Origin of the sequence: Sediminivirga luteola (genome assembly GCF_014639315.1) — a bacterium.
Classification (GTDB): Bacteria; Actinomycetota; Actinomycetes; order Actinomycetales; family Brevibacteriaceae; genus Sediminivirga; species Sediminivirga luteola.
Genome location: NZ_BMFY01000034.1, coordinates 1 through 4,191 on the forward strand (window position 1 = coordinate 1; position 4,191 = coordinate 4,191).

General features: G+C 57.7%; 2 rRNA genes. Both read right to left on the minus strand.

Annotated features, from left to right (window positions below):
* A 23S ribosomal RNA gene (locus tag IEW13_RS17150) occupies positions 1 to 1,973 on the minus strand; the annotation flags it as partial.
* A gap of 547 nt (positions 1,974 to 2,520) precedes the next feature.
* Positions 2,521 to 4,056: ribosomal RNA gene (locus IEW13_RS17155) — 16S ribosomal RNA — on the minus strand.
* Between the last annotated feature and the right edge of the window lie 135 nt (positions 4,057 to 4,191).

Consider the following 4,191-nt stretch of genomic DNA (forward strand, 5'->3'; position numbering starts at 1 on the left):
CCGCAAAGGGCAGTTCACCAGCCGGGCCCCCCTTCTCCCTAAGTTACGGGGGCATTTTGCCGAGTTCCTTCACCACGATTATCTCGATCGCCTTGGTATTCTCTACCTGACCACCTGAGTTGGTTTGGGGTACGGGCGGCTAGAACCTCACGTCGATGCTTTTCTCGGCAGCATAGGATCACCGGATCCCCCACCAAACGTGGGGTCCCATCAGCTCTCAGCCTCAATGTCTCCCGGATTTGCCTAAGAGACGGCCTACCACCTTAGACCGCGACAACCATCGCACGGCCCGGCTACCTTCCTGCGTCACACCTGTTAATACGCTTACCTACTACCAGATCAGGTCCCACGCACCACTACACCACCTGCACACACTCCACAAGTGAAGCGCGTACAGGCACACGTGCAGCAGCGGATGGTTAGTATCCCCGGCCTCGGTATGGGCGGTTCTTCGCCGGTACGGGAATAATAACCCGTTGTCCATCGACTACGCCTGTCGGCCTCGCCTTAGGTCCCGACTCACCCAGGGCAGATTAGCTTGACCCTGGAACCCTTGGTCATCCGGCGGACGGGTTTCTCACCCGTCTTTCGCTACTCATGCCTGCATTCTCACTCGTGTAGGTTCCACCACTGGATCACTCCGCAGCTTCACCACCCACACGACGCTCCCCTACCCATCACCTCGACTGAACCACGAAGGCTCATCACAAGAGGCAATGCCACAACTTCGGCGGTGTACTTAAGCCCCGCTACATTATCGCCGCAGAATCACTTGACCAGTGAGCTATTACGCACTCTTTCAAGGATGGCTGCTTCTAAGCCAACCTCCTGGTTGTCTAAGCAACTCCACATGCTTTCCCACTGAGCACACGCTTAGGGGCCTTAGTTGATGGTCTGGGCTGTTTCCCTCTCGACTACGAAGCTTATCCCCCGCAGTCTCACTGCCACGCTTACACTTACCGGCATTCGGAGTTTGGCTGACGTCAGTAACCTTGTAGGGCCCATCGGCCATCCAGTAGCTCTACCTCCAGCAAGCAACACGCAACGCTGCACCTAAATGCATTTCGGGGAGAACCAGCTATCACAGAGTTTGATTGGCCTTTCACCCCTAACCACAGGTCATCCCCCCAGTTTTCAACCTAGGTGGGTTCGGGCCTCCACGACGTCTTACCGTCGCTTCACCCTGCCCATGGCTAGATCACTCCGCTTCGGGTCTAGGACACGCGACTAAAATCGCCCTATTCGGACTCGCTTTCGCTACGGCTACCCCACACGGGTTAACCTCGCCACGTACCGCTAACTCGCAGGCTCATTCTTCAAAAGGCACGCCATCACCCCAACAAGGAGGCTCTGACGGATTGTAGGCACACGGTTTCAGGTACTATTTCACTCCCCTCCCGGGGTACTTTTCACCATTCCCTCACGGTACTGATCCGCTATCGGTCATCAGGAAGTATTTAGCCTTACCAGGTGGTCCTGGCAGATTCACACGAGATTCCACGAGTCCCGTGATACTCGGGGACACCGCACTAGACACGCACACCAGCATTTCACCTACGGGACTCTCACCCACTACGGTCACGCTTCCCAACGTGTTCGGCTATACCAGCAGCACGCCCGATGGCCCGGTAGAACCACCACGCGCAGACCCCACAACCCCCACCAGCGCAACGACTACCGTCTTACACGCCCGCAGGTTTAGGCTCTTCCAGTTTCGCTCGCCACTACTCCCGGAATCACTATTGTTTTCTCTTCCTGTGGGTACTGAGATGTTTCACTTCCCCACGTTCCCCCCACATGCCCTATATATTCAGGCACGGGTCACGACACATGACATGCCGCGGGGTTTCCCCATTCGGACACCCTCGGATCACCGCTCGCTTACCAACTCCCCGAGGCTTATCGCAGGTTGCCACGTCCTTCTTCGGCTCCTGATGCCAAGGCATCCACCGTGCGCCCTTAACGACTTCCACGAAACCCCTCAAAAAAGCACACACGCCAGCACACACCAGCCACAAGACCAGCACACACCACGCACACGCTCCCCCTCAGGGCGCCATTACGTGAAAAGACATACCAAGCAACACAACACAATCGCACCCACCCCACACACACACGCGCAGGGCGAGTAAAGATGTTTCGCGTCCACTATGCAGTTCTCACACCACAACCAGAACAACCACCCACACGCACCCCAACAGGACACACGCAGGCCGGAAGCCCGTCACCAGAAAAACACACACCCACCCCTCCACACGAGAAGAGCAGGGGCCTGTTCTCCCAGGACCCAACAGCGCATCTGACCAGACACCCACCCGCAGACAAGCAGCACCCACAACCACCAACGGCCGCACGCACCACACCACGAGCAAGGACACCAGCACACCCCAAGCATCCGCACAAAACGGACCCAAAAGGCCTTACCGGCGTGTTTGTGACGTTCCACCCATGAGCATCCTGACCGTGCACACACTCGATGCACCAGACCAGGCAACCCTTCAAACGGTTGAAGCTCCTTAGAAAGGAGGTGATCCAGCCGCACCTTCCGGTACGGCTACCTTGTTACGACTTAGTCCCAATCGCCAGTCCCACCTTCGACGGCTCCCTCCCCACAAGGGGGTTAGGCCACCGGCTTCGGGTGTTACCAACTTTCGTGACTTGACGGGCGGTGTGTACAAGGCCCGGGAACGTATTCACCGCAGCATTGCTGATCTGCGATTACTAGCGACTCCGACTTCACGTAGTCGAGTTGCAGACTACGATCCGAACTGAGACCGGCTTTCTGGGATTCGCTCCACCTCGCGGTATCGCAGCCCTTTGTACCGGCCATTGTAGCATGCGTGAAGCCCAAGACATAAGGGGCATGATGATTTGACGTCATCCCCACCTTCCTCCGAGTTGACCCCGGCAGTCTCCCATGAGTTCCCACCATCACGTGCTGGCAACATAGGACGAGGGTTGCGCTCGTTGCGGGACTTAACCCAACATCTCACGACACGAGCTGACGACAACCATGCACCACCTGTACACCGACCACAAGGGGGCGACCATCTCTGGCCGTTACCGGTGTATGTCAAGCCTTGGTAAGGTTCTTCGCGTTGCATCGAATTAATCCGCATGCTCCGCCGCTTGTGCGGGCCCCCGTCAATTCCTTTGAGTTTTAGCCTTGCGGCCGTACTCCCCAGGCGGGGCACTTAATGCGTTAGCTACGGCACGGAATCCGTGGAATGGACCCCACACCTAGTGCCCAACGTTTACGGCATGGACTACCAGGGTATCTAATCCTGTTCGCTCCCCATGCTTTCGCTCCTCAGCGTCAGTAACAGCCCAGAGTCCCGCCTTCGCCACCGGTGTTCCTCCTGATATCTGCGCATTCCACCGCTACACCAGGAATTCCAGACTCCTCTACTGCACTCTAGTCTGCCCGTACCCACTGCAGGCCCCCCGTTGAGCGGGAGGTTTTCACAGCAGACGCGACAAACCACCTACGAGCTCTTTACGCCCAATAATTCCGGACAACGCTTGCACCCTACGTATTACCGCGGCTGCTGGCACGTAGTTAGCCGGTGCTTCTTCTGAAGGTACCGTCACCAGCAAGCTGGCTTCGTCCCAACTGAAAGAGGTTTACAACCCGAAGGCCGTCATCCCTCACGCGGCGTCGCTGCATCAGGCTTGCGCCCATTGTGCAATATTCCCCACTGCTGCCTCCCGTAGGAGTCTGGGCCGTGTCTCAGTCCCAGTGTGGCCGGTCGCCCTCTCAGGCCGGCTACCCGTCGTCGCCTTGGTAGGCCATTACCCCACCAACAAGCTGATAGGCCGCGAGTCCATCCTTCACCGCCGGAGCTTTCCACCAGCACCCCATGCGAGGACTGGTCGTATCCGGTATTAGACGCCGTTTCCAGCGCTTATCCCAGAGTGAAGGGCAGGTTACTCACGTGTTACTCACCCGTTCGCCACTCATCCACCCACAGCAAGCTGCGGGCTTCAGCGTTCGACTTGCATGTGTTAAGCACGCCGCCAGCGTTCGTCCTGAGCCAGGATCAAACTCTCCGTAAAAAACTAGTTACAAGAGAGAACCCCACACCAGCGCACACAAACGCGCAACCAGTCGCGGGGATCCCAGCAGTCACACCACGCCAGGCTGACAGGGACAGTCCCCCGCAAAGGGAGGACCAGCACCACCTGGACATG